Origin of the sequence: Asanoa iriomotensis, from assembly GCF_016862515.1 — a bacterium.
In the GTDB taxonomy this organism is placed as follows: Bacteria; Actinomycetota; Actinomycetes; order Mycobacteriales; family Micromonosporaceae; genus Asanoa; species Asanoa iriomotensis.
The window spans coordinates 1-23,722 of sequence record NZ_BONC01000093.1 but is presented as its reverse complement, the minus strand read 5'-3'; the positions used below and the strand labels follow the sequence as shown (position 1 = coordinate 23,722).

The window sequence follows — 23,722 nt, the reverse complement described above, 5'->3', positions numbered from 1 at the left end:
TCGTACTTGCTACCGTCGAGGACAGCGCCGCCGATCTTGAAATACTGGTTCACGCCGGTGGTGTTGCAGATAGGGCCGACGTTGTAGCCGGTGTCGACATTCCAGCTGTGCACACCGAGGTAGTAGGCGAGCCCACAATGGCCGTTCAGGACGTAGAGCTCAGGGTCCACGATCACCACTGAGCGCGCTGTCCAGTAGAAGGAACCTCTGGTCGCCACCGCGATGGCGCCGGTCCCGCCGCCATGCCGGTATTCGACGTAGAAGGTCCTGTAGGCAGCCTGTGCCGGTTGCGCCAACGCCAAGCTTCCCGCAACGACGAGAACCAGTGCTACAAGCGCCCGTCCGAGTTTTCGTACCGCCATGCTTTCCTCCCGTGTCCTCTGTTCGCGGATCAACCTAGGTATCCCGCCGCGCGGGCAACAGGACGTTCAACCGGACGTTCGCGCTCGCCACCGTCGCCGTGCTCGCCGCGAGTCCGGCCTCCGCGGTGCTCGCCCCGCCGGCCTGACGCCGCGGTACGTCGACCGCGTCCACGACCGTCGCGTCCTATCTCGAGCCCTCCCCCACGCATCCCGGCGCGGTCGCGCTCCCGGGCCGCAACGGCGTGATCGTCGCGCACGACGCGGTCGGCTTCGCCCTGCGCTGCGCCGACGCCGCCGGCACCGACCCGACTCGCGACCGCTGGATCCCGATGCGGCGGGACACCCGGGAGCGGCTCGACCGCGTCGTGGCGGACCGGATCACCGAGCCGCTCGGCATGCAGGAGACCAGGTTCAACCCGTCGCCGCGGCTGCGCTGGCGGATCGCCGCCGAGGAGTACCAGCTCGGTCGCGGCCTCGTCTGGGGCAGCGTGCACGACGAGAACGCGTACTGTCTCGGCGGCGTCGCCGGACACGCCGGCCTGTTCGCCACGGCCCGCGACCTGGCGACGCTGGCCCAGGCGGCGCTCAACGGCGGCCGTTACGGCCGCGCCCGCATCCTCGACGAGCGCTCGACCCGGCTGCTGTTCACCGACTACAACCGGGCGTTCCCGACCCACGCGCACGGCCTTGGCTTCGAGCTCGACCAGCGGCGCTACATGGGCGCGCTCAGCTCGGCGGTCACCGCCGGGCACACGGGTTTCACCGGCACCTCGATCGTGCTGGACCCGCTCGCGCACTCGTTCGCGATCCTGCTGACCAACCGGGTGCACCCGACCCGCGAGTGGGGCAACAACAGCCCGTCCCGCGCCGCCGTGGGCACCGACCTGGCGATGGCGCTGCCGGTGCGACCGAGCCAGGGACCGACCTCCTGGTACGCGGGGGAGGCCGACGGCAGTAAGGCGACGCTGACGATCCCGCTGCGCGGCGGCACACGGACAAACTTCGACCTCTGGTACGACACGGCGTCGACCGACACCGGCGCGGTCGAGGCGTCCACGGACGGCGGGCGAACCTGGCGGCTGGTGCCGGTCACGCTGCGTGCACCGGGTTATCGCTGGCGCACCGACGGCACGTACACCGGCTTCCAGGGGCGTCAGTGGCTCACCGCCGAGGCCGCGCTGCCGGCCGGGACCACCCACCTGCGCTGGCGGCTGACGACGGCCGCGGCGCCGCACGGCCGCGGCGCCGCACGGCCGCGGCGCCGCACGGCCGCGGCGCCGCACGGCCGCGGCGTCTACGTCGACGCGGTGCGGGTGACGGGCCCGTCCGGCGTGGTCTTCGACGACCGCCACCCCCGCGACGCGGCCCGCTTCGTCCCGGCCGGCTGGGCGCCCCGGCGGGACTGACACCCGCTAGCGTGGCGCGGGTGACGGTCACGGTGCGGCCTGCCAACGAGGCGAGCCGGGACGACCTGCGGGCGGTGTTCGGCACCCGCGGCGACCCGGCCAACTGCCAGTGCCAGTGGTTCAAGTCCCGCGACGTCTGGGCGATCCCTAAACAGGAGCGCACGGACCGGCTACGGTCGCAGACACACTGCGGCGAGCCGTCGGCCGCGCAAACCAGCGGCCTGGTCGCCTACCTCGACGACGAACCGGTGGGCTGGTGCGCGGTCGAGCCGCGGATCGCCTACGAGCGCCTGCTCCGCGCCCGCGTGCCCTGGTCGGGCCGCGAGGAGGCCAAGGACGACCCAGGCGTCTGGGCGGTGACGTGCTTCGTCACCCGCACGGGCTACCGCCGGCGCGGGGTGAGCCGGGCCCTGGCCCGTGCGGCGGTGGAGTTCGCCCGCACGCGCGGCGCCACGGCCATCGAGGGCTACCCGATCCGCGTCGAGCCAGACCAGACCGGCGGCGGCGAGCTCTTCGTCGGCACGACCACCGTCTTCGCCGACGCGGGTTTCACCGAAATCAGCAACCCAACCCCACGCCGCGCCGTCATGCGCGTCGACTTCTGAGCCCTCGCCCACCCACTCCGCGAAACACCGCGAACCGCCCCGCCGACTCACCTCGAGGGGCGTGCCGCCGATTGCCTCACGCGGCCCGGCCAGGCACCGCCCGGTTCTCGATCGGATCCGATTGTCAGGTAGCCGATCGAGGCCGCCCGCCAACTACGTTCTCGGCTGCTTGTCGATGCCGCTCGCTAGTGTGACGGCCACGGGCGGAAGGAGACTTCGTGCAGCCACAGATCCAACGGATCAAGGCGTGTCTCAACGGCGGTCGGCGCCGCGAGGAGCATCCGGCCGTGCCGATCACACCCGGCGAGCTGGCCGCAGCGGCCGCTGGCGCGGTGGCTGCCGGCGCCGAGGCGCTGCACCTGCACCCACGTGATCGCGACGCCGCGGAGTCGCTGGACCCCGACGACGTGGCCGCAGCCGTGACCGCGGTGCGCCGGCGATGTTCGGGCATGCCGGTGGGGGTGAGCACCGGGCTGTGGATCAGCGACGGCGACATCGGGCGGCGGCTCGCGATGGTGGCCCGCTGGGCCGACCTGCCGTCGGCGGCACGGCCCGACTTCGCCTCGGTCAATGTCAGCGAGCCCGGCTTCGTCGACCTGGTCGAGGCTTTGCGGCGGGCCGGGATCGCAGTGGAGGCCGGAGTTTGGTCGACCGCCGACGCACAGGCGTTGGCCGCCGCCGGCCGGTCCGGCTGGACCCGCATCCTGGTGGAAATCGTCGACGGTGCGGCTGACACGGCCACCGCGGCGGCTGACGCGATTCTCGCCAGCCTCGACGAACTCGGGGTTGACGGTCCGCGGCTGCTGCACGGAGAGGAGGCGGCCTGCTGGCCGCTGGTCGCCCACGCGGGCCGGCTGGGGCTGCCAACCCGCATCGGACTGGAAGACACCGTCGTCGGCCCGGCCGGCGCACCGATCCTCGACAATGCCGACCTGGTCCGCCGGGCGCTGGCTGTCTGGACCGCCGCCGCGCCATCACGACAGTGAACGTACGGACCCGCTCGACGGCAGTGGAGGTGGCGCGTGGGCGAGACAGGGACGGCTAAGCACAGCGTGGGCGAGGCGCCTGCTCGTGTCGCTTCGACTGTCGAGCACCGGTCGGAGCGAGCGTTCGTACTCCTTCTTCAGTTAGCTGACCGCTACTTTCTCGATCCGGGTTTCGAGGACACTCTCGCTCAACGTCTCCGAGAGAATCCCGCGTTGATCGAACTCTGGGAGACGTGGAGTGCGGATCAGCGGTGGACACCGAGCGCGTACCTGGAAGGGACCGAGGTCGGGTGGTTCGATGGAGCGCGTCGCAACGTGCGGATCCATCCCGACCGTGGTGCCGCGGCAGCTGACTTCATCCGGCGAATGGCTGCCTGGCTGTCCAGAAGGGCGATACTCGACGTCAACGCGTAGCTGGGCGGGGTGTGCCGCGGGTGGCGGCGGCGTAGAAGGCGATCAGCAGCACCGACAGGATGAGCAGGCAGGTGCCGAGGGCGCCGGCGCCGAAGTTGCCCAGCAGGATGCCGATGCCCGATGGGATCAGGGCGCCGCCCAGGCCCGCCCCGCCGATTTGCATGCCGATCGCGCGGTCCGCGTGGGCCGCGCCGACCCGGTCCGCGGTGGTGAGGGTCAGCAACGGGAAGACCGGGGCCGCGGCGAAGCCGATTACGGCCAGGCCCAGGATCGCGGCCCAGGCACCGAGCGGCAGCGCGACCAGCAGCGAACCCGCCGCCATCCCGAACAGGCTGCCGACCAGGATCTTCGTCGGGTTGAAACGCTCCGACGCGATGCCCTGGACCACCCGGCCGACGAAGAGCATGCCCCAGTACAGCGAGACGCAGAGGCCGGCGATCCCCGCGCTGACCCCGCGGGATTCGGTCAGCAGCAGGAAGGCCCAGAGGCCGGCGCCCATCTCGACCGCGACGTACACCGCGAAGGCCAGCACGCCCAGCCAGACCGCCGGCATGGTGAGTGTTTCGCGCGTGCTGACCTTCGTCGCGGGCTTGGTCGCCACCTTGGTGGCGACGGCGTCACCGCCGGTGACGGCGGCCGGTTCCTCGGGAAGAACCGAAGGGGCCGGTGCCGGAGCGTGGCGGGTCCAGTTGCGGACCGTCGCGAAGAACGCCAGGGCCAGGCACGCCTGTGCCGACGCCACGATCACGTAGCCCCAGCGCCAACTCGCACCGCCCACGGTGATCACCGCGGTCATGATCAGTGGGCCGATCGCGACGCCGAGGCCGAAGAACGCGTGCAGCCAGTTCATGTGTTTCGGGCCGAAGGCCGACGCCGCGTAGGCGTTCAGGCCCGAGTCGATGGCGCCGCCGCCGAAGCCGGCCAGCAGGGCGAAGGGGACCATCACCGCGTACGCCGGTGAGATCGCGTAACCAGCCAGCGCGGCACTGGCGCACGCCGTGCTGATCGCCAGCAGCCAGCCCACACCGACCCGGGCCAGCGTGAAACCGGCGGCGATGCTGGACACGAAGTAACCGGCCGTGGACGCGATCAGCAGCAGGCCGACCGCCTCGGTGCCGACGCCGAAATCGCCCGCGATCGACGGCCACGCCACACCGAGCAGGCCGTCGGGCAGGCCGAGGCTGATGAACGCGAAATACGCGAGGACCAGCAGGGACATGCGGATCGGCCGCGCCGAGGGGGACGTCACCCGGCGATGATAGTGATGAGAGCGCTCTCCATCCGCATTCATTCCCGGTCGAGGAAGAAGCGGGAGACGCCGGCCGCGAGGTCGACGTCGTAACGGTCCCGCGCCGCGGCCCAACCCGAGCCCTCGATGACCGTTTCGCCTGGTACGCCGTTCTGCGCCCGGCCGTCGACCGAGGCGCTGCCCGCGCCACCACCGATTCGCACCCGCACGGGCGCCCGGCCCGTCAGCCGCACCTGGAAATCGTCGGCGCCGCCGGTCATCCGCACCGGCACCGTGCCGCGCGGCGCGGGCAGGGCCAGCGAGATCCGCCCGGCGCCCGCCACGAAGTCGACCGCCGTCACGACGCCGCCGCGCAGGTCGATGCGCTCGTCCCCGCTGCCGCCGCCGAGCCGCAGGTGCCAGGCCACCTCGCGGTGCAGGGTCACGTCGAGCTCGGCGGGACCGGACATTCCGGTGCCCTGGGTGGTAAGCCGCAGGTCGGCGCCGCGCCGGTCGATCCGGGGTGCGACACCGGCGCCGTCCGGCGTGCGTACCCGGAACAGCTCGTCGCCCAGGTCCGCGACGCGGACCGTGACCGCGGTGACGCCGCTCTCCAGCGTGAACGTCGCCGCGTCGAGGCCGTGGCGCGGGCCGGTGACCGTGTGACCCGAGACGGCGCCGCGACCCGGCTCGGCGGCCCAGTGCGGGCGCAGCCGCGCGGGGCCCGGCGCGGTGCACGCGGCCAGGAGCAGCAGGGCGAGCAGTGGTACGACCGAACGCCACAAACTCGACCGAACGGCCGACTGGTGCATCCCGGACCTCCAGGCAGACTTGCGGGAATGCGCGAGACGACCCCCAGCATCCTGACGGTCAGCCAGCGCCGCTACGCCTGGCTCGCATTCCTGGCCATCGCCGTTCAGGCCCCGCTTTCCGCCCGGCTGCTGCAAGACGACTCCTGGCTGCTGAGCATCCTGGTCGGGATGATGATCGGCACGCTTATCCTCGTCGATGACGCGCAGCGGCGCCAGCCGGCTCCCGACAGCGTCGAGTAACCGGCCGGCGCCCGCAAAAAGGATCAGTCCTGCGGCCGGATGACCTGGGTCCGCTCGGCCTCGTCCTCGACCGCCGGCAGCTCCTGGGTCGGCGCCGGGGTCTTCCGCGGTCGCCGCGGTTTCGCCGGCGGCGCCGGCTCGGCGATCTCCGCCGGCCGCTCCTCCGCGATCGGCAGGCCCGTCGGCGGCGTCGGCTCACGCATGCCGGGCACGATGTGCGGCTCGTCCGGGTGCCGGATCACCTGAGTCTGTTCGGCCTCGGTGCTGATCACCGAGGTCTCGGCGGCGTCCACCTCGGCCCGCGCCGCCGCGTCCCGCCGCTCGGCCGCCAACCGCTCCGACTCCAACCGCGCCGACTCCAGCCGGGCCGCCTCGACCCGGGCCACCTCGGCCGCGGCCTCGGTGCGCGCGGCCTCCTCGGCCTCCGCCCGGGCCCGCTCGGCCGCCTCCTGCTCGTCGATCCGGCGCCGCTCCGCCGCGGCCTTCTCCGCCTGGTACGCCTGCGCCCGCTCCCGGATCACCGCCGACTCGGCCGCGACCCGGTCCAGCCAGCGCTCCCAGCGCCCCTGCATCGGCCGGATCAGCCCGCCGCCGACGCCGACGACCAGGATGCCGCCGACGGTGGCGAGCACGGCGACCAGGACCGGCGTGGTCACCGTGGTGGCGATGCCGACCTGGTTGAGCGCCGCGATGACGCCGAGCCCGACGATGAAGACCCAGACCACGGTCGCGATCAGCCGGCCGTAGGAGAGCCCGCCGAGCGCGCCGGTGATCAGGTCCCGGACGGCGCTGGCGATCGCGGTGGCGACAACGACGATGACGATCGCGATGAACGCCTTCGGCAGCCAGCCCACGACCGCGGCGATCAGGTCGCTGATCGGGTTCGGGCCCCACACGCCGAACGCGAGCTGCAGGGCGAACAGCAGGATCGCGTAGTAGACCAGCCGCGCGAGGATGTCGCTCGCGTCGTACCGGGACCGCTCGAGCCGCGCACCGATCCCGGAGCGCCGCACCGCCCGGTCGAAGCCGACCCTGGTCAACAACGTGTCGACCAGCTTGCGCGCGACCCGCGCGATCAGGTAGCCGATCAGCAGGATCGCCAGGAACGCGAGTGCTTTCGGCACGAACAGCAGCACTGACCGCCACATGTCGGTGAGCGCGGCACCGATGTCCATGTCAGACCTTCCGTAGGGGTGGATGTCAGCGCACGGCTTACCCGGTCGCCCCTGCTCGCAATCCCCGCCTTCGCCGCCGCGCCGCCCCGCCCGGCGGCGGTTACGCTGCTGTCATGCCAGGCTCCGGTGCGTCGCCGCCGCCGGTGGGCGCACCGCCGACCGACGGCTGGGATCCCGGCCTGCTCGCGGTCGTCGACCTGGTGCTGGGCTCACCAGTCGCGATGGCGTTCCTGCACGGTGACCGGCTGCGACTGATCTACAACGACGCGTACGCGCAGGTGCTGGGCGACCGCCACCCCGACGCGTACGGAGCGCCCGCGGCCGAGGTGTTCGGCACCGCCTGGGAGGGCCCGGCCGGCGCGGCCGTCCGCGAGGCCCAGCACACCGGGTTCACGCCGCGTGACCAGGAGTGGCCGCCGACCGACTCCGGTGAGCCCGACCCGGCGCTGCCCGTCCGGGGCCTCTCCCCCGTGCGCGACGGGAGCGGCCGGATCGCCGGCGTGCTGGTCGTCGTGGCCGAGCCCGTGCCCGTCGCGCACCGGCTGCAGGGGCTCAGCGAGTTGGCCGAGGCGCTGGCCGGCACGCTCACCCTCGACGAGGTGGCCCGGGTCGCGCTGCGCTACGGCCTGTCCTTCCCCGACGTGCACCAGGTGGCGTTCGGTGTCGACGACGGCGACGACTGGCGCACGGTCCGCCGGATCCGCGGCGACGTGCTCGACGACGCCGACGAGCGGCTGCCGCCGGTCTGGCGGCGGATCGCGACCGACTCGGTCGCGCCCCTGGCCGTGGCGGCGGGCGCGGGCCTCGCCCGGTTCACCGCCGACGGTCACCCGCTGCGGGTGGCGCCGCAGGACCGGCACGACGAGAAGGTACGCGCGCTGGCCGCGCTCCCCCTCCGGACGACCTCCCTGCGCGGCGCGCTGACCCTCGGCCGGCACGACCAGCGCCCCTGGTCGCCCGCCGAGCGGGCACTGCTGACCGCGGCCGCCAAGCTGGTCGCGCAGGCGGCCGAGCGGGCCCGCCGATTCGAGAACCAGCACGGCACCGCCCAACTCCTGCAGCGCAGCATGCTCCCCGAGCACCTGCCCGACGACCCGCGTTTCCGGCTCGCCGCCCGCTACGACCCCGGGGTCGACGGCAACGCGGCCGGCGGCGACTTCTACGACGCGTTCGCGCTGCCCGGCGGCCGGCTCGCCGTGGTGCTCGGCGACGTGGCCGGGCACGACGTGCGCGCCGCGGCGTTGATGGGCCAGGTGCGGGCGGCGCTGCGGGCGCTGGCGCTGGCCGACGCGGCGCCGGACACCGTGCTCACCGGGCTCGACCGGCTGGTCGCGAGCCTCGGCGCGGAGGCGCGCACCGACGAGCTGTTCGTCACCGTGGCGTACGGCGTGATCGAGCGCGACGGTCGGCTGACCATCGCGACGGCCGGGCATCCGCCGCCGCTGGTCCGGCACGCCAGCGGCACCGCGGACTACCTCGACGTGCCGGCCGGCACACCGCTGGGTCTCGGCGGCGCGCGCCGCAGTGGCACCGCGCGGCTGGCGCCGGGCGACACGCTGGTGCTGTTCAGCGACGGCGTGGTCGAGCGGCGCGGGCTCGACATGACCGCCGGGCTGGAGAAGGTGGCCGCGAGCGTGGCCGGTGCCAGCGGCGGCGACCCCCGTACCCTGTGCGCCGTTGCCTGTGCCGCCGTCGGCGGCACCACCGACGACGACGTGGCGGTGCTCGCGGTCGAGCACGCGACGGCGCCGAGCCGATCCGCCGGCATGGAGATCCCCGCCGAGCCGACCGCGCCCGGCCGGGTCCGGCACTGGATGTCCGCGCAGCTCTCCGCCTGGAACGTGCCCGAGCAGGTGATCGGCGCCGCGGTGCTGTGCGCGAGCGAGCTCGCCACCAACGCGCTGCTGCACGCCGGCACGGCCGCCCGGGTCCAGGTCGACCTGAGCGCCGAGCGGTTGCTGGTCGCGGTCTCCGACAGCGGCACCCGCGGCTCGGTGACGCGGGCGCACGCGGAGACGTTGAGCAGCCGAGGGCGCGGGCTCGGGCTGATCGAGGAGCTGAGTGACGCGTGGGGCACGGACCCCGCCGTGCGCGGTTCGACCGTCTGGTTCGAGATCGGCCTGCGCGCATCGAAAGAGGAGGAGCGGGGTATCGGGGTGCCATGACCACACCGGTGGGCGTCCTCTTCGATGTCGACGGCACCTTGGTCGACAGCACCTATCTGCACGCGGTGACCTGGTGGCAGGGCTTTCGTGCCGGTGGGCACGACGTGCCGGTCGCACAGATCCACCGGGCCGTCGGCATGGGCGCCGACCGGCTGCTCGACCATCTGCTCGGCAGCGAGCGCGACAGGTCACAGGACGAGCTGGTGCGAGCGGTGCATGCCGAGCGGTACGCGCCGTTCCTGAACCAGCTGCGCCCGCTGCCCGGTGCGGCCAACCTGCTGCGCGCGTGTCACGAGCGCGGCCAGCGGGTGGCGTTGGCGTCGTCCGCGACGCCCGAGGAGCTGACCGCGATGCGGCGTGCGCTGGCCGTCGACGACGCGATCGACGCGGCGACCTCGTCGGGCGACGCGCAACGGACCAAGCCCGAGCCCGACATCATCGAGGCGGCGCTGCGCAAGCTCGGTCTGGAGACCAACCACGTCGTGTACGTCGGCGACTCGATCTGGGACATCGCGGCGTGCGCCAAGCTCGGCGTCCCGTGCGTGGCGCTCACCTGTGGCGGCACCTCGCGGGCCGAGCTGGCCGGCGCGGGCGCGGTCGCCGTCTACGAGGATCCCGCCGATCTGCTCGCCCATCTTGACGAGTCACCGCTGACCGTGGTGTACGCCTGACGCAACTGCCCAATGAGGACAACCACTTCGTGCTTCAATCGCCCTGTATATCGTCTTACGGGGGTTTACGAATGGTTTCCCAGCTCAACCGCCGGGCCGCACTCGGGCTCGGCACCATAGCGACCGCCGGCGCCGTGCTCGGCCTGCAACCAGCCGCGGCGGGCGCGCCGGACGCGTTCGAGGCGGATCCGTTGACCGAGTCCACGCCGATCGAGGCCGCCCGCCGGATCCGGGCCGCGTACAACAAGGAGGCGGCGGCCGCACGGGGCAACTGGCAGGCCTACATCACGGTGCCGGGGTCCAGCGAGGTCGCGGTCTCCGACGAACCCGACCTGCTGGTCGAGGCGTACAGCGTCAACAAGATCGCCGTGGCGGTGGCGGTGCTCGACAAGGTGGACCGCAAGCAGCTCTCCCTCACCCAACGGATCAACGTGACGGCCGCGATCGCCGCCGGTGACGGCGACGGCATCTTCCGGCTCGACGGCGCGTACCCGAGCTCGGTGACGATCGGCCACGTGCTCGCCGCGCTGCTGACCGTGTCCGACGACGTGGCGGCCCGGCTCTGCGGTGAGCTCGTGCCGACAGCGGAGATCAACAGCATTCTGGCCAAGAAGGGCTTCCGGAAGACCCAGTTGCAGCCGGTCGCCAACCCGCACCGGTTCTATCTCGGCCGCAGCACCGCGCGCGAGACGCACGCGCTGCTGCGGCAGCTCGTCACCGGGCGGCTGCTGTCGCGGTCCTCGACCAACGTGATCCTGTCGCGGATGCGGTCGCCGATCGCGTTCACCGACGGGATCCGCAAGGAGATGTCGTCGGCCGAGCGGTCGCGGGTCGCCACCAAGGCCGGCTGGTTCGGCAGCGGGCGGCACGAGAGCGGCATCATGTTCAGCCGGTCCGGCAAGCCCTCGCTGATCTATTCGATTTTCGCCAACGGACAGGCCGGCGCCGGCAACTTCGGCGCCACCCACCCGGCGCTGCGGGCCCGGGCCCGGATGGGCCGCGCGTTCTTCGACGCGGTGAGCCCACTGCCCGGCGAGTCGACCGAGGTGGAGCTGGATCTGCCGCTGCATGGGCCTTCGAACGGCGGCTGAGCGGGGCGGCGGGTGAAACCCTTTCATGGTTGGATCGAGCGGTCTGTCCAACAGGGAGGGTTTCGCATGGGTTCGTCGCTCAACCGCCGCACCGCACTTGGGCTCGGCACATTGGCGACGGCGGGGGCCGTGTTCGGTACACCCGCCGTCGCGTCGGCCGCCCCGTCGGGCGCCGCGACCACCACCGCCGAGCCGACGCCGCTGCGCGCGGCGCGCAAGGTCGGCCGGGTCTACGCCCGGGAGACCGCCGAGGTCGGCGGCAACTGGCAGGCCTACATCACCGTCGCAGGGTCGGCGGAGGTCGCGGTCGCGGACGAGGCCGACACGGTGCTGGAGGCATACAGCGTCAACAAGATCGCCGTCGCGACGGCGGTGCTCGACAAGGTCGACCGCGGCCTGCTCACCCTCGACCAGCGGGTCGACGTGACGGCGGCGATCGTGGTGCCGGGCGGCGACGGCATCTTCAGCCTCGACGGCGCGTACCCGAGCTCTGTCACCCTCGGCCACGTGCTCGCCGCGCTGCTGACGGTCTCCGACGACACCGCCGTGCGGCTCTGCGGTCTGGTCGCGCCGGCCGCCGAGATCAACGAGATCCTGGTCGCCAAGGGCTTCCCGAACACCCAGGTCCAACCGGTGGCCAACCCCAACCGGTTCTTCCTCGGCCGGTCGACCCCGCGCGAGACCCACGACCTGCTCCAGGCCCTGGTCGCCGGCACGCTGCTCTCCCCCGCCTCGACCGACGCGATCCTGTCGCGGCTGCGGGCGCCGATCGCGTTCACCGACGGCATCCGGCGCGAGATGTCCTCCGACGAGCGGCTGCGGATCGCCACGAAGGCCGGCTGGTTCGACAACGCCCGGCACGAGGCGGGCATCATCTTCGACCGGGCCGGCGCGCCGGTGCTGACGTACGCCATCTTCGCCGACGGCCAGGCGGGTGCCGACGACTTCGGCGCCACCCACCCGGCGGTGCAGGCCCGCGCCCGGCTGGGCCGCACGTTCCTCGACACGGTCGACGCGCTGAGCGGCGACCCGGCCGCCCGCCACGCCCGCACTCCGCGCTACCAGCCGTCCAACGGCGGCTGAGGTTTCGTCCGGGTGGGATCGGGGCTCGCCCGGTCCCGCCCGGTCACGGCGTCCAGATCACCACGTCGATCTCGCGTAGTCGCTCCGCGAACGGTCCGTCGCCCAGCAGCTTGCGCAGGTCCGCGACGAAGTCGACGAGTCGGTCGCCGAACAGGTGTGGTGCGGAGCCCGACATCGAGAGCACCGACGCGACGATCTCCTCGGCGGTGCGGGTCACCACCCGGGCCGGCACGGCGGTGATCCTGGTGGGTCCCTGGAAGCCCGCCGCACGCATGACGTCCTCCTCGCCCGACTTCGTGCCGTTGGCGAGGAAGCCCTGGCCGGCCCGCTGCACCGGCCCGAGATAGTCGCGGACCAGGTCACCGATCGCGTCCCACGGTGGCCGCGGACCGGGCAGCGGGTCGGTGCCGTCGTCGCCGCGGTGGGTCTGTGCGAAGACGTGCACCCAAGCCTGGTCGACCATCGGCCGCACGCGCGTCGCCACCAGCGGCTGGTCCATCCAGTGGAACGACTGCGCGAACGTGACCACCCGGAAGCGGCCTAGGCCGGCGGGCAGGTCCTCGGCCCGCGACTGTCGCCAGTGGACGCTCGCGCCGGCGTCCCGGCGGGCGGCCTCCGCCAGCATGCCCGGGTCGGCGTCGACGCCGACCGCGCCCGCGAACAGCGGCGCGAGCAGCAGGGTCAGCGAGCCCGGCCCGCAACCCACGTCGAGCAGCCGGCCGGTGCCGTCGAGGCCTAGCGCGTCCCGGATCGCGGTCGCCAACGCGGGCGGGTAACCCACCCGACCGACCGGGTAGTGGATGGCACTGCCGGCATAGAGCGTTTCGTCCCATTCCCATTCCACGGACACGAGGCGCGACGCTACCGCCCGCGCCGCCCACCCCGACAGCGAGTTTCCGGTCTTCACATGGCCGGACCCAGCACGTAAGCTCACTGGGAGCGCTTCCACTGACGGTCCTCTATTGCCTTTCACGCCATAGGAGAACCGCCATGCACCGCAGATCCGTCCTCGGCGCGGCCTGCGCCGGCGCGGCCGCCCTGGCCGTCGCGCTGACCGCCCTCGTCGCCCAACCCCCGATCGCCAACGCCGCCGTCGACTCCGCCTTCTACGTCGACCCCGAGACCAACGCCGCGAAATGGGTCGCCGCCAACCCGGCCGACAGCCGCACCGCCGTGATCCGCGAGCGGATCGCCCAGGTGCCGCAGGCCCGCTGGTTCACGACCACCAACACGGCCACCGTCCGCGGCCAGGTCGACGCGTTCGTCGGCGCCGCCGCGGCCGCCGGGAAGATCCCGATCATGGTCGTGTACGACATCCCGAACCGCGACTGCGGCGGCGCCAGCTCCGGCGGCGCACCGTCGCACGCCGCGTACCGGGCCTGGATCGACGAGGTCGCCGCCGGGCTCGCCGGCCGGCCCGCCTCGATCGTCCTCGAACCCGACGTGCTGCCCCTGATGACCAACTGCCAGAGCGCCGCGCAACAGGCCGAGACCAGGGCCTCGATGGCGTACGCGGGCAAGCGGCTCAAGGCCGGCTCGGCGCAGGCCAAGGTCTACTTCGACGTCGGGCACTCGGCCTGGCTCTCGGCCGGCGAGGCGGCGTCCCGCGCGGTCGCGGCCGACATCGTCAACAGCGCCGACGGCATCTCGGTCAACGTGTCCAACTACCGGGCCAACAGCGAGGCCGTCCCGTACGCGAAAGCGGTCCTGAACGCCATCGGCGCGCCGCAGCTCAAGGCGGTCGTCGACACCAGCCGCAACGGCAACGGACCCCTCGGCAGCGAGTGGTGCGACCCGGCGGGGCGGGCGATCGGCACGCCGAGCACGACCCAGACCGGCGACACGGCGATCGCGGCGTTCCTGTGGGTCAAGCTCCCCGGCGAGGCCGACGGCTGCATCGCCGGTGCGGGCCAGTTCGTGCCGCAGCGGGCGTACGACCTGGCGATCGCGGCAGGGCCCTGGAACCCGCCGACGACGCCGCCCACGACCGCCCCGCCCACGACCGCCCCGCCGACCACCACCCCGCCCACGACGCCGCCGACCAACCCGCCGGCCGGGGGCTGCCAGGTCCGGCAGCGGTTCAACGTCTGGCCCGGCGGCTTCACGGCCGAGCTCACGGTGATCAACAACGGCCCGCCGGTGAGCAACTGGACCTTGATGGGGACCCTCGGCGGCAACGCCCGGCTGACCCAGGGCTGGAGCGCCACCTGGACCCAGTCCGGCGCTGCGGTCACCGCCCGGCCCCTGTCCTGGAACAGCAGCCTGCCCACCGGCGGATCCACGACGATCGGCTTCCAGGGCACCTATTCGGGCACCTTCGTACCCCCGACCGTCTGGCAGTTGGGAGGCGTTTCGTGTGCTGTGATTTGACGGCGAGTTGACCGGAACGACAACACAGGGGCGATTGGCCGGTCGAAGATCAGGGAAGTGGTAAATGAACGAGGAGGCATCATGACCACACCTTCGACGCCGGCCAGCAACATCCCGCCCGGGCCAGGCGGCGTGCCGGCGTCACCGTCCGGTCCCGGCGCGCCGATGCCCGGCAGCGGCATCGGCGGCGGCATGTTCGGCGGCGCCCCGGTCGCCGACCAGGGCGCGAGCCGCCCGACCGTGACCGTCGCGACCTACTCCGACTACGCCGCCGCGCAGCGGGCGGTGGACTACCTGTCCGACAACCAGTTCCCGGTGGAGACCACCGCGATCGTCGGCAGCGGCCTCCGCCTCGTGGAGAACGTGCTGGGCCGGCTGACGACCGCCCGGGCCGCCCTGGCCGGCGCGGCCAGCGGCGCCTGGTTCGGCCTGTTCATCGGCCTGCTGTTCGGCATCTTCTCCAACAACAACTGGTTCGCCGTGGTGTTCGTCGGCCTGGGGATCGGCGCGTTCTGGGGTGCCGTGTTCGGTGCCCTCGCCCACGGCATGACCCGCGGCCAGCGCGACTTCAGCTCGCGCAGCTCGCTGCAGGCGACCGAATACGCGGTGATGGTCGACGCGGAGCACGCCGACGCCGCCCGCCAGCTGATCACCCGGATGAACTGGAACGCCAGCGGCGCGAGCTGAACAGGGGTTGCGCCTGGGTCAGGGTGTTGCCCCGGCGAAGTCCAGGGGCGTCCCGGCGTGCGCGAAGGTGGGTCGGATACCGGTGTTGGTATCCGGCCCACCTCCGCGCGGTCGGTCGTCGTCTGGACCCGGCCGGGTGTTGGCCTGACCCACGAGCCACCCCCGGTGGGTCGCCGGTCGGTCAGGGCCGGCGGCCCACCATCCGCCATGACCGGCGCTGCTTCGGCAGCGCCGGCGGAGTGGTGCCGTCGAAGGCCGCCTCCGTCACGTCGCCGACCAGCTCCACCAGGTCCGGGCCGTAGGCGCCCGGCTGCCGCACCTTCAGCACCAGGCAGAACGGGGAGCTGTCCCCATATTGCCTCTGCAGCTCTCGGTGGTGACCGGCCAGGTAGCGGGCGGCTGCAAGATTGGCGAGGGCCGTCTGCCCGATGAGCAGGAAGACCGGGTGCGCGGTGGGCAGGGCGCGGGCCAGCAGCACGTGCGCCTCCTCGTGCGGCTGCCGCTCGTAGCGCTCGTCGCCGACCAGGATCGGCACCCGCTCGCCGCCCTCCTCGTAGGTGGTCACCCGGACACCCGGCATGAGCGCACGCAGGTGGGCGCCGGTGCGGGGGTTGCTCTCCGGGCCGCCGATGCAGAACTCGGTCACCTTGCCGAGCTCCTTGGGCGCCTCCGCGGCGGGCACGAGATCGGCCCGGCCGCCGCAGTCCTTGACGATCGCGCCGAGCTCGACGATGGCGCCCATGTCGTTGCGGTGCACGCTGGACACCCGCGGCGACGACCAGTGCCGCCCGGCGATCAACAGGCTCGGCGCGCCCTCAGCCAGCCCGAAGAACCCCCGCATCCGCGCCAGCCGCCGGTATGACACACCCCGCTGCACGAGCCACGCCGCCACGGCGGCCAACGCGCTCGCCACGAGATTGATCGCCAGATCCTGCACGGCGTCACAGTAGACGGTTCAGGTCCTATGGATGGCAGGAGTTTTGGTTGGCCCGGCGGCCGGTTGACCCTCTGTGCTTCGGGCTGTTCCGCTTCGGGCTGATCGTGTGTGGCCGGTCAGCCTGGGATGGTGCGCGTCGAATGATCGGGTGTGGCTGGTCCGCGCGACACGCCGCCGGGTTACCTGATCCCGCACACCTGATCAGGCAGGCGGGGTTGTCCTGACCCGGTGACGTTCACACGATCAAGGCGGGGGACCGGTGCGCACACTGTCGAGCCCGCGTGTTGCTTCGTTCGGAAAGGCCGGTCGAACGACGGTGGTCCCTGCTCGTCGGTGCCCTGTCCCGACGACCCTTGGAATTGATCATCTAGTGGTAGTTGAGTTCCCCTGCTTCGATGGGCGGCGCCAGCCGGTTCTCCTCCGGGGCCAAGGGGCAGGCCCAGCGGTCGTCGTACGCGCAGGACGGGTTGTAGGCGTAGTTGAAGTCCAGGCGCACCCGGTCGGTGCCGAGCAGCACCACCCCGCGGCCGAAGGTGCCCTTGACCGTGTCCGTCAGGTAGCGGCCCCCGCCGTAGGTGTGCGGGCCCGCGGTGCCGTCGCGGAACGGCAGGAACAGGCCGCCGCCGTACGCCTCGATCCACCAGAGCGTCAGCGGGCCCCAGGGCGTGTCCGCGATGCCGACCCGGCGGTAGTGGACGACGCCGTCCGGGCCGCCGGTGTCGATGTCCAGGCCGCCGGTCGCGGGCCGCACCGGCGCCTCGGCCGCTGCGGAAGGGTTCTCGGGGAAGTAGCGCAGGCCCTGGAAGGCTGGCCGCTCGTCCGGCGGGATCGCCGACTGCGGGTGGCTCGCGAACAGCGCGTCGCGGCCGGCCCGGAAGCCGGCCAGGTCCACGTCCGAGAGGTAGAGGGCGGCCACGCGCTCCCGGTAGTCCGCCAGATCAAGGTCATCCACGTCACCCAGGCTAATCACCGGCCACGGGAACAACAGGCGGTACGGCGCGGTTGTTCAGATTTGAAATACCGCGTACGCTCGGAGGCGTGATGAGTGACGAACGGTCGTTGAGCCCGGCGGAGCTGGCCGCGTGGCGCGCGGTCGTCGAGTCCAGCCAGCGGCTGCTCACCCGGATCGAAGACGAGCTGCGGGCGGCGAGCGGGCTGAGCCTCGCCGACTACCACGTGCTGGTGCGGCTGTCCGAGGCGCCCGACAGGCGGCTCCGGATGGGCGACCTGGCCGCCAAGCTGATCTTCGCGCCCAGCCGGCTGACCTACCACATCGGCACGATGGAAAAGCGCGGTCTGGTCGCCCGCCAGCCCTGTCCGGCGGACCGGCGCGGCAGCGAGGCCGTGCTCACCGACGCCGGGCTGGCCGCGCTGCGCGCCGCCGCGCCCGAGCACCTGCTGTCCGTGCGCCGGCACCTCGTCGACGACCTCGACGAGGCCGACCTCGCCGCGCTCACCCGCATCTTCACCCGCATCGACGAGCGGCTGACCGCCGCCCGAGCAGAGTCACGCTAGGAGAGTCCCATGCCTGCCGTCACCGTCGAAGACGTCCTCGTCCTGCCCCGCCTGCCCCGCCTCGACCCCGCCGCCACCACGTTCCGCCCGGTGCGCTCGCTGACCACCGCACCCAGCGGCTTCGAGGGTGAGGGCTTCCCCGTCCGGCGCGCCTTCGCCGGCGTGGCGATGACCGACCTCGACCCCTTCATCCACCTCGACCAGATGGGCGAGGTCGACTACGCCCCGGGTGAGCCGAAGGGCACCCCGTGGCACCCGCACCGCGGCTTCGAGACCGTCACGTACATCATCGACGGGATCTTCGACCACCAGGACTCCAACGGTGGCGGTGGCACGATCACCAACGGCGACACCCAGTGGATGACCGCGGGTTCGGGCCTGCTGCACATCGAGGCGCCGCCGGAGCACCTGGTGGCCAGCGGCGGCCTGTTCCACGGCCTGCAGCTCTGGGTCAACCTGCCCCGGGTCCAGAAGATGAGCCCGCCCCGCTACCAGGACATCCGCGGCAAGGAGTCGGCGCTGCTGACCACGCCGGACGGCGGCGCGCTGGTCCGGGTGATCGCCGGCGAGATCGACGGCCACGCCGGCCCGGGCACCACCCACACGCCGATCACCATCGCGCACCTGACCGTGCAGCCCGGCGCCGAGGTCGACCTGCCCTGGCGTCCGGACTTCAACGCGCTGGTCTACGTGCTCGGCGGCCGCGGCACCGTGGGCCTCGACAAGCGCCCGATGCACACGGGCCAGCTCGCGGTGCACGGCCCGGGCGACGCGCTGCGGATCACCGCCGACCTGCAGCAGGACGCGCACACGCCGGCCCTCGACCTCTACATCATGGGCGGCGAGCCGATCCGCGAGCCGGTCGCGCACTACGGCCCGTTCGTGATGAACACCCGCGCCGAGCTGGTCAAGGCGTTCGAGGACTACCAGGCCGGCCGGCTGGGCGTCATCCCGGCGAGCCGGGTCCCGCACTCCGCGGGCGAGGGCGACCGCCCCTGAGCCGCGACGACGGCCTGGGCCCGAAGGGGCCTAGGCCGTCACCAGGAATATGGCGATCACGCCCAGGATGACCATGACCAAAACGGCGAGCAGGAGACCATTTTCACTGCTGCCTTCCCGGCTGCGGCTGCTCTCCGAATCCGGGGTGATGATCTCACTGCTCATCGGGGCCCTCCTTACCTGCCGTCCTTCGACAATGACGGTAGGCGCGCCGTTACGGAGAGAAATCGCGGTTTCGCGCCAGCCTTGGCAGTTCTGTGTCAACGTGTCGTCCCGCCCTGGGGTGTGACCGCCGAGCGGTCTGGGAAATACCCCACGGATGCCGATGGAGGACTGGTATCTCACCGGGGCAGAGCGGGGCAATGCGGCCTCAGATCTACCCAACTGGACCGAAGGCAACCACTGCGAGCCCCTCGTTCACGGCGCGACGTACTTCGCGGACCTCGTCCGCACCGTCGAGGGACTGACCAAGGGCGACCACCTGCTGTTCACCGACTGGCGGGGCGACCCCGACGAGCGGCTGCTGCCGAACGGCCCGACCGTCACGGAGCTGTTCGCGCGGGCGGCCGAGCGTGGCGTGGTGGTCAAGGGGCTGGTGTGGCGGTCCCACTCCGACAAGCTGTCCTACAGCGAGGAGGAGAACCGCCAACTGGGCGAGGCCGTCCAGGCCGCGGGTGGCGAGGTGCTGCTGGACCAGCGGGTCCGCCGCGGCGGGTCACACCATCAGAAGCTGGTCGTGGTGCGGCGCCCCGGCGACCCGGCCGGCGACGTCGCGTACGCCGGGGGCATCGACCTGTGCCACAGCCGGCGCGACGACGCCACGCACCTCGGTGACCCGCAGCCGATAGCGATGTCCGACGCGTACGGGCCGCGCCCGCCCTGGCACGACGTCCAGCTCAAGCTCCGCGGCCCGGTGGTCGACGTGCTCGACCGGACGTTCCGCGAGCGCTGGACCGACCCCACGTCGCTGGACGTCGACAACCCGGCGGCCTACGTGGCCGACAAGCTCAAGGACGCCGACCTGACCGCCGACCGCCTGCCGCCGCGCCCACCGGCCGCACCGCCGGCCGGCCCGCACGCCGTGCAGGTGTTGCGCACCTATCCGGCGGTCCGGCCGCCCTACCCGTTCGCCCCCGACGGGGAGCGCACCGTGGCGCGCGGCTACGCCAAGGCGATCCGCCGCGCCCGCCGCCTGATCTACCTCGAGGACCAGTACCTGTGGTCCACCGACGTCGCCAAGCTGTTCGCCGAAGCCCTGACCGCCAATACCGACCTGCACCTGGTCGCCGTGGTGCCGCGGCATCCCGACATCGACGGCAAGCTGGCCCTGCCGCCCAACCTGGTCGGCCGAGAGATGGCGCTGCGGCTGTGCCAGTCGGCCGCGCACGACCGGGTGCACGTCTTCGACGTCGAGAACCACGAGGGCACACCGGTGTACGTGCACGCCAAGGTGTGTGTCGTCGACGACGTCTGGGCGAGCGTCGGTTCGGACAACCTCAACCGCCGGTCGTGGACCCACGACAGCGAACTGTCCTGCGCCGTCCTCGACGAGACGCGCGACCCGCGTGAGCCCCGCGACCCGGGCGGCCTCGGCGACGGCGCCCGGGTGTTCGCCCGGGACCTGCGGCTGCGCCTGTTGGGCGAGCACCTCGACCGGTCGGACGTGGACGCGCTCGCCGACCCCGCCACCGCGGTCGAGGCGCTGACGGAGACGGCGTCGGCGCTGGAGGAATGGCACCGCGGCGGCCGCAGCGGCCCGCGCCCGCCCGGCCGGCTGCGCCCGCACGCTCCGGAACGCCTGCGCCTCCGCACGCGGTTGTGGGCGGTGCCGGTCTACCGGCTGGTCTACGACCCCGACGGGCGCCCGCTCCGCGAACGACTCCGCGGCGAGTTCTAAGCGGGAATCGACCAGGCGCGTGGGACGTAGATGGGTGCTTCCGGGTCGCCGGCCAGCACCAACGCCGCCCGCCACCGCTCGATGCCGGGCATGTCGAGGTCGACCCAGCGGTCCACCAGGATCCCGGCGTCCGAGGCGTACGTGGCCGCCTGGTCGCCGCCCGCGAGGATCCCGCCGTCGGCCCTGATCGCCGCCCCGCCGGCGCGGGTCTCGTCGAGCAGCACGCAGCCCGTGCCGCCCTCGAACGGCGCGCCGGTCGCCCGGCGGTCCCACGCGCCGACCGCGAACCAGAGGTCGTGGTAGCGCAGCCCACCGATCGACCGTGGCCAGCGCGGCGACTCGGCCGGCTCGAGGGCCGCCCAGTCGGGTGTCCGGACGGGCGCCGGGTGCGCCCACGGGTAGCTCGCGCCCAGCGGCCCGCCGGCCGACATGAAGCCCGCGCCGCAGACGCCGTCGGCCCAGATCTCGGCCTGCGCCGGCCACCCGGGCTCGGCCCGCCCGTCCGCCGGCCGCGTCCAGACCCGCAGCACCGGGTTGTTGCCGGCGTGCGCGATCGGCGCCACGATCTGGCCGCCCGGCACGAGCTGCGCGAGCCAGTGCGGCGACACACCGGTGATGCCGACGGTCACCATGATCCGGTCGTACGGCCCGCCGCCCGGCCCGCCCAGGTAGCCGTCGCCGACCAGCACCCGGGCGTTCGTGACGCCAGCGGCACGCAGCGCCTGCGCGGCCCGGGCGGCCACGTCGGGCTGCAGGTCGACGCTGGTCACGTCCGCGCCGACGGCGGCCATCAGCGCCGCGTTGTAGCCGGTGCCGGCGCCGATCTCCAGCACCCGCATGCCGGCGGCGACGCCCAGCTCCTCGATCATCAGCGCCATCAGCGACGGCTGGCTCGACGAGCTGACCGGGCGCCCGTCGTCCAGCTTGGTCACCAGCGCGTCGTTGCGGTACGCGCCGGCCAGGAAGCCGTCGTCACCGGGGCGCAGCAGGCCGGTGTCGTGGTTATGGAACCCCTCGGCGAGGAACAGCTCACGCGGCACGGTGGCGAACGCCCGGGCCAGGTCGTCCCGGGTCAGTCCACCGTCCTCGCGCAGCAGGTCGACCAGCCGCGCGCGCAGCGCTGCGCCGTCGGTCATCCACCTACGGTAGTGGTCAGCGCCGCTGAGCGCGCCTCCCGGAGGCAGCGGGGTACGTCCTCGGCGTGGTACGGGTGTTCGGCGGGCTCGATATTGGCGAGGAACGCCGCGTAGACGGCGGCGTTGCGCAGCGCCGCGACCGGGGCCAGCGCCTCGACGGCCCGTTCGGGGTCGCAGCCGGGCACGGCGGCCCGCCAACGCGCGGCCCACGCCGAGCGCAGGCCGGCCGCCGCGTCGTCTGTGACGGTCTCGCTCAGCCGCAGGATGTCGAAGACCGGGTTTCCCAGGTACGCGTCGCCCCAGTCGATCACCACGGGGTCGCCGTCGCCGGATACCCGGGTGTTGCCGGGGTGCAGGTCGCCGTGCACGAGCGTGTCCGGCAGCCCGCAGGCGGCGGCCGCGGCCAGCCGCTCGTCGAGGTCGGGCAGGACCTCGTCGACCGCCGGCCGGTGCGGTGCCAGCGTTTCCCGGATCCACGTCGACAGGCGGGCGCCCCGCCGGTCCGGCACGCCCGCGGCGGCCAGCGCGTCGAGGTCGGCCAGCGCCGCCAGTTGGATGCCGTGTGCGGTCTCCCCGATCCGGTGCCGGCCGGCGAGGTCCGCCTCGTACCAGTCGGTGCCGGGCACGTGAGCCAGCAGCAGGCGGCCCTCGGGACCGGCCGCGATCAGCTCCGGCGCCCGCCCGGGCACGGCGCCGGCCAGCCGGCGCAGCACGGCGCCCTCGTGGCCGAAGAACGGCGGGACCTGCTTGAGCCACGCCCGCCGGCCGCCGTCGGCGTCAAGGCGCCAGATCGCCGACAGGTTCCAGGTGCGGTGCTGGTGCGCGGTGACGCCTGTCCAGCCGAGTTCCTCGAGCCGCCCGGCCGCCCAGGCGACGCTGCGGGCGGGACCGCCGGGCTGCGCGTAGGGCGCGCGGTGAGGTTGCGGCGCGGTGACCACCGCGGGGTCGACGCCGGCTTCCGCGAGCGGCACGGCGCCGGCCGGAGCGGCCGCGCACTCGGCCAGGTAGGTGACCGTGCCGCCGGGCATCGCCGGCCGGTCGGCGAACAGGATGCGCAGGATCGTGACGTCGAGGCCGAAGTGGACCCGGGCGCCGTCGACGACGTCCGCCGACTCCTGCCACCAGGGCACGGGCACCGGGTACGGCGGCAGCACGCCGAGCGGCGTGCCGTGGCTGTCGACGAGCACCAAGCGGGCGAGGCGGGTCACGCGCGGCACGCTAACCCTCGGCCGCCCCGAAAGCGACCGGGTTTCAGCGTCGCTCGCGCAGCACCGCCTGGACGGGCTCGACCGAATCCAGCCGCGCGACGACCGGCTTGGCCGGATCCGCCGGCGGGATCGGCTCGGTGAGCCCGAGCAGCTCCTGGCGGGCGTCCAGCAGCACCATGATCAGGTCGTCGAGCCGGGCCGGGGTCAGCCCGTAGCGGCCGATGGGCACGGCCGACAGCACGGTCGGCGGGGTGCCCGCGTCGACCGCCTGTCCGAGGGTCAGCACGACCTGGTCGGGTGTGCCGCCGGCGTGGTCGAGCTGGGCGAGGAACTGGTTGGCCAGCTCGATCCGCGGGATGCCGTCGGCCACCCAGTGCACGGGCGCCTCGGGCCGGTGGTTCTGGTTCGCACTCACTCATCGACGATGACACATGTGCGCACCGTCCGCACAGCGACGTTCGCTAGCTTAGGAAACGTGCTGCTGGTCATCATGTCCGACACCCACCTGCCCAAGCGGGCCAGGGACCTCCCCGCTCCACTGTGGATGATGGTGGACGAGGCGGACGTCGTCGTGCACGCGGGCGACTGGGTCGACGTCGACCTGCTCGACCAGTTGGAGGCCCGGTCCCGGCGGCTGGTGGGCTGTTACGGCAACAACGACGGGCCGGCGCTGCGGGCCCGGCTGCCCGAGGTGGCCCGCGCGAATCTCGGCGGCGTGCGCCTGGCGGTGGTGCA

24 protein-coding genes and 1 pseudogene are annotated in these 23,722 nt (G+C 73.0%); 14 read left to right on the top strand and 11 right to left on the bottom strand.

Going from position 1 to position 23,722, the window contains the following annotated elements; genetic code table 11:
• The coding region (locus Air01nite_RS36830) for a hypothetical protein (RefSeq protein ID WP_203708029.1) at window positions 1–362 on the bottom strand (362 nt) is incomplete at its 3' end.
• A gap of 242 nt (window positions 363–604) precedes the next feature.
• On the opposite strand from Air01nite_RS36830, the gene Air01nite_RS36825 reads away from it, so the two are divergent.
• The 3 genes from Air01nite_RS36825 (at window position 605) to Air01nite_RS36815 (ending at window position 3,359) form a co-directional block, all read left to right on the top strand.
• Window positions 605–1,768: a serine hydrolase gene (locus Air01nite_RS36825; RefSeq protein ID WP_203708028.1), complete on the top strand. Its 1,164-nt coding sequence runs from the start codon at window positions 605–607 to the stop codon at window positions 1,766–1,768.
• 20 nt (window positions 1,769–1,788) lie between these two features.
• The gene (locus tag Air01nite_RS36820; RefSeq protein WP_203708027.1) at window positions 1,789–2,373 is read left to right on the top strand and encodes a GNAT family N-acetyltransferase; all 585 of its coding nucleotides are present in this window, start codon (window positions 1,789–1,791) and stop codon (window positions 2,371–2,373) included.
• 218 nt (window positions 2,374–2,591) lie between these two features.
• Window positions 2,592–3,359 carry a 3-keto-5-aminohexanoate cleavage protein gene (locus Air01nite_RS36815; protein WP_239091230.1) on the top strand — a complete coding sequence of 256 codons (768 nt, stop codon included), beginning with the start codon at window positions 2,592–2,594 and terminating at the stop codon, window positions 3,357–3,359.
• Window positions 3,360–3,762: 403 nt separating this feature from the next.
• Here Air01nite_RS36815 and Air01nite_RS36810 read toward each other — a convergent pair whose 3' ends face one another.
• Together Air01nite_RS36810 and Air01nite_RS36805 are read right to left on the bottom strand one after the other, a co-directional pair.
• Complete coding sequence (locus Air01nite_RS36810; RefSeq protein ID WP_239091229.1) at window positions 3,763–5,022, bottom strand: MFS transporter; 1,260 nt, start codon at window positions 5,020–5,022, stop codon at window positions 3,763–3,765.
• Window positions 5,023–5,060: 38 nt separating this feature from the next.
• Complete coding sequence (locus Air01nite_RS36805) at window positions 5,061–5,813, bottom strand: hypothetical protein (protein WP_203708025.1); 753 nt, start codon at window positions 5,811–5,813, stop codon at window positions 5,061–5,063.
• A 27-nt stretch (window positions 5,814–5,840) separates the two neighbouring features.
• Here Air01nite_RS36805 and Air01nite_RS36800 point away from each other — a divergent pair, with 27 nt between their 5' ends.
• On the top strand, window positions 5,841–6,053 hold the full coding sequence (locus Air01nite_RS36800; RefSeq protein ID WP_203708024.1) for a hypothetical protein: 213 nt from the start codon (window positions 5,841–5,843) through the stop codon (window positions 6,051–6,053).
• 407 nt (window positions 6,054–6,460) lie between these two features.
• Here Air01nite_RS36800 and Air01nite_RS41435 read toward each other — a convergent pair.
• Window positions 6,461–7,228, bottom strand: a pseudogene (locus Air01nite_RS41435) (mechanosensitive ion channel family protein); the annotation flags it as partial.
• A 113-nt stretch (window positions 7,229–7,341) separates the two neighbouring features.
• Between Air01nite_RS41435 and Air01nite_RS36790 the strand changes: the two are divergent.
• The 4 genes from Air01nite_RS36790 (at window position 7,342) to Air01nite_RS36775 (ending at window position 12,238) form a co-directional block, all read left to right on the top strand.
• Window positions 7,342–9,393, top strand: a complete 2,052-nt coding sequence (locus tag Air01nite_RS36790; RefSeq protein ID WP_203708023.1) for an ATP-binding SpoIIE family protein phosphatase — start codon at window positions 7,342–7,344, stop codon at window positions 9,391–9,393.
• The gene (locus tag Air01nite_RS36785; protein WP_203708022.1) at window positions 9,390–10,064 is read left to right on the top strand and encodes an HAD family hydrolase; all 675 of its coding nucleotides are present in this window, start codon (window positions 9,390–9,392) and stop codon (window positions 10,062–10,064) included. Before Air01nite_RS36790 ends, Air01nite_RS36785 begins: the two co-directional genes overlap by 4 nt.
• Before the next feature lie 71 nt (window positions 10,065–10,135).
• Window positions 10,136–11,155, top strand: a complete 1,020-nt coding sequence (locus tag Air01nite_RS36780) for a serine hydrolase (protein WP_203708021.1) — start codon at window positions 10,136–10,138, stop codon at window positions 11,153–11,155.
• 66 nt (window positions 11,156–11,221) lie between these two features.
• Entirely contained in the window at window positions 11,222–12,238 is a 1,017-nt protein-coding gene (locus tag Air01nite_RS36775) for a serine hydrolase (RefSeq protein ID WP_203708020.1), read from the top strand.
• 43 nt (window positions 12,239–12,281) lie between these two features.
• Here Air01nite_RS36775 and Air01nite_RS36770 read toward each other — a convergent pair whose 3' ends face one another.
• Window positions 12,282–13,088, bottom strand: coding sequence for a class I SAM-dependent methyltransferase (locus tag Air01nite_RS36770; RefSeq protein WP_203708019.1), 807 nt, complete (start codon window positions 13,086–13,088; stop codon window positions 12,282–12,284).
• A gap of 140 nt (window positions 13,089–13,228) precedes the next feature.
• Between Air01nite_RS36770 and Air01nite_RS36765 the strand changes: the two genes are divergently transcribed.
• Window positions 13,229–14,608 carry a glycoside hydrolase family 6 protein gene (locus Air01nite_RS36765; protein WP_203708018.1) on the top strand — a complete coding sequence of 460 codons (1,380 nt, stop codon included), beginning with the start codon at window positions 13,229–13,231 and terminating at the stop codon, window positions 14,606–14,608.
• 81 nt (window positions 14,609–14,689) lie between these two features.
• Entirely contained in the window at window positions 14,690–15,295 is a 606-nt protein-coding gene (locus tag Air01nite_RS36760) for a general stress protein (protein ID WP_373310559.1), read from the top strand.
• 181 nt (window positions 15,296–15,476) lie between these two features.
• Here Air01nite_RS36760 and Air01nite_RS36755 read toward each other — a convergent pair whose 3' ends face one another.
• The gene (locus Air01nite_RS36755) at window positions 15,477–16,232 is read right to left on the bottom strand and encodes a hypothetical protein (protein ID WP_203708017.1); all 756 of its coding nucleotides are present in this window, start codon (window positions 16,230–16,232) and stop codon (window positions 15,477–15,479) included.
• A gap of 367 nt (window positions 16,233–16,599) precedes the next feature.
• Window positions 16,600–17,184, bottom strand: coding sequence for a DUF1684 domain-containing protein (locus Air01nite_RS36750; RefSeq protein WP_203708016.1), 585 nt, complete (start codon window positions 17,182–17,184; stop codon window positions 16,600–16,602).
• Between the two features lie 89 nt (window positions 17,185–17,273).
• Here Air01nite_RS36750 and Air01nite_RS36745 point away from each other — a divergent pair, with 89 nt between their 5' ends.
• Complete coding sequence (locus Air01nite_RS36745; protein WP_203708015.1) at window positions 17,274–17,747, top strand: MarR family winged helix-turn-helix transcriptional regulator; 474 nt, start codon at window positions 17,274–17,276, stop codon at window positions 17,745–17,747.
• A gap of 9 nt (window positions 17,748–17,756) precedes the next feature.
• Window positions 17,757–18,746 (top strand): pirin family protein, encoded by a 990-nt coding sequence (locus tag Air01nite_RS36740; RefSeq protein WP_203708014.1) that lies wholly within the window; start codon window positions 17,757–17,759, stop codon window positions 18,744–18,746.
• A gap of 30 nt (window positions 18,747–18,776) precedes the next feature.
• Here the strand turns inward: Air01nite_RS36740 and Air01nite_RS41715 are convergent, their stop codons facing one another.
• The gene (locus tag Air01nite_RS41715) at window positions 18,777–18,911 is read right to left on the bottom strand and encodes a hypothetical protein (protein ID WP_275408324.1); all 135 of its coding nucleotides are present in this window, start codon (window positions 18,909–18,911) and stop codon (window positions 18,777–18,779) included.
• Window positions 18,912–19,065: 154 nt separating this feature from the next.
• Between Air01nite_RS41715 and Air01nite_RS36735 the strand changes: the two genes are divergently transcribed.
• Window positions 19,066–20,643, top strand: coding sequence for a phospholipase D family protein (locus Air01nite_RS36735; RefSeq protein ID WP_203708013.1), 1,578 nt, complete (start codon window positions 19,066–19,068; stop codon window positions 20,641–20,643).
• On the opposite strand, the gene Air01nite_RS36730 is transcribed toward Air01nite_RS36735, so the two are convergent.
• Genes Air01nite_RS36730 through Air01nite_RS36720 form a run of 3 tightly spaced genes read right to left on the bottom strand, consistent with a single transcriptional unit; the run spans window position 20,640 to window position 23,402 of the window.
• Window positions 20,640–21,779, bottom strand: a complete 1,140-nt coding sequence (locus Air01nite_RS36730) for a methyltransferase domain-containing protein (RefSeq protein WP_203708012.1) — start codon at window positions 21,777–21,779, stop codon at window positions 20,640–20,642. The two genes, Air01nite_RS36735 and Air01nite_RS36730, sit on opposite strands and share 4 nt — an antisense overlap.
• Window positions 21,776–22,987: a phosphotransferase family protein gene (locus Air01nite_RS36725; protein ID WP_203708011.1), complete on the bottom strand. Its 1,212-nt coding sequence runs from the start codon at window positions 22,985–22,987 to the stop codon at window positions 21,776–21,778. The genes Air01nite_RS36730 and Air01nite_RS36725 overlap by 4 nt, the downstream gene beginning before the upstream one ends.
• A gap of 43 nt (window positions 22,988–23,030) precedes the next feature.
• Window positions 23,031–23,402 carry a hypothetical protein gene (locus Air01nite_RS36720; protein WP_203708010.1) on the bottom strand — a complete coding sequence of 124 codons (372 nt, stop codon included), beginning with the start codon at window positions 23,400–23,402 and terminating at the stop codon, window positions 23,031–23,033.
• A 60-nt stretch (window positions 23,403–23,462) separates the two neighbouring features.
• Here Air01nite_RS36720 and Air01nite_RS36715 point away from each other — a divergent pair.
• Window positions 23,463–23,722 (top strand): metallophosphoesterase family protein (locus tag Air01nite_RS36715; RefSeq protein ID WP_203708009.1); only part of this gene is annotated, 260 nt, incomplete at its 3' end.

Coding starts and splice junctions, on each gene's coding strand:
- Air01nite_RS36805 (WP_203708025.1), bottom strand. CDS start 5,813: ATGCACCAGTCGGCCGTTCGGTCGAGTTTGTGGCGTTCGGTCGTACCA.
- Air01nite_RS36800 (WP_203708024.1), top strand. CDS start 5,841: ATGCGCGAGACGACCCCCAGCATCCTGACGGTCAGCCAGCGCCGCTAC.
- Air01nite_RS36790 (WP_203708023.1), top strand. CDS start 7,342: ATGCCAGGCTCCGGTGCGTCGCCGCCGCCGGTGGGCGCACCGCCGACC.
- Air01nite_RS36785 (WP_203708022.1), top strand. CDS start 9,390: ATGACCACACCGGTGGGCGTCCTCTTCGATGTCGACGGCACCTTGGTC.
- Air01nite_RS36780 (WP_203708021.1), top strand. CDS start 10,136: ATGGTTTCCCAGCTCAACCGCCGGGCCGCACTCGGGCTCGGCACCATA.
- Air01nite_RS36775 (WP_203708020.1), top strand. CDS start 11,222: ATGGGTTCGTCGCTCAACCGCCGCACCGCACTTGGGCTCGGCACATTG.
- Air01nite_RS36765 (WP_203708018.1), top strand. CDS start 13,229: ATGCACCGCAGATCCGTCCTCGGCGCGGCCTGCGCCGGCGCGGCCGCC.
- Air01nite_RS36760 (WP_373310559.1), top strand. CDS start 14,690: ATGACCACACCTTCGACGCCGGCCAGCAACATCCCGCCCGGGCCAGGC.
- Air01nite_RS36745 (WP_203708015.1), top strand. CDS start 17,274: ATGAGTGACGAACGGTCGTTGAGCCCGGCGGAGCTGGCCGCGTGGCGC.
- Air01nite_RS36740 (WP_203708014.1), top strand. CDS start 17,757: ATGCCTGCCGTCACCGTCGAAGACGTCCTCGTCCTGCCCCGCCTGCCC.
- Air01nite_RS41715 (WP_275408324.1), bottom strand. CDS start 18,911: ATGAGCAGTGAGATCATCACCCCGGATTCGGAGAGCAGCCGCAGCCGG.
- Air01nite_RS36735 (WP_203708013.1), top strand. CDS start 19,066: ATGCCGATGGAGGACTGGTATCTCACCGGGGCAGAGCGGGGCAATGCG.
- Air01nite_RS36730 (WP_203708012.1), bottom strand. CDS start 21,779: ATGACCGACGGCGCAGCGCTGCGCGCGCGGCTGGTCGACCTGCTGCGC.